Genomic DNA, 504 nt, shown 5'->3' on the forward strand with positions numbered 1-504 from the left:
CCATAATAGCTCCTAAAATGACAGGAATAGCTCCGCATGTAACTCCTAGTATAAGTGCGATAAGTAAACTCATGATTATCCCCCTCTGTTTGCAATATTCTTTTCCTTCTTATTAGTTGTAGTATATCATACGTAAAACGGAATTTTCAGAAAAATTTCAAAAAAAGTTCAATAAATGTTCAAAAAAAATTCCGAAATATACTTGATAAAGTGGAATTGTGATTCGAGATATTTGATTTAAACAAACGAAAGGGAAAAATCATTTTAGTAAATAAAAAATCAGGCTTACTTCAATGTTATGAAATAAGCCTGGTCCATAGGAGGATGTATATATGTAGAGTGAATAAAAGGTTGGAAAAGGGGTTCCAAGTTCTTTTATTCAACTAGCTACCTTAATAAATTGGAACCCAACCTTCTGTTGTAACAAAAATACGAATAGCTACAACTTGGCGATCATCTTGTAAGGTGAAATAGTGTCTTGCATTTTCAGGCACAGATATAAGA

At 31.9% G+C, this 504-nt stretch carries 1 pseudogene; it reads right to left on the reverse strand.

Going from position 1 to position 504, the window contains the following annotated elements:
- Positions 1–392: 392 nt before the first annotated feature.
- Positions 393–504, reverse strand: a pseudogene (locus AC1DJR_RS33175) (acireductone dioxygenase); the annotation flags it as partial.

The organism is Bacillus sp. 05T31 (assembly GCF_056396725.1).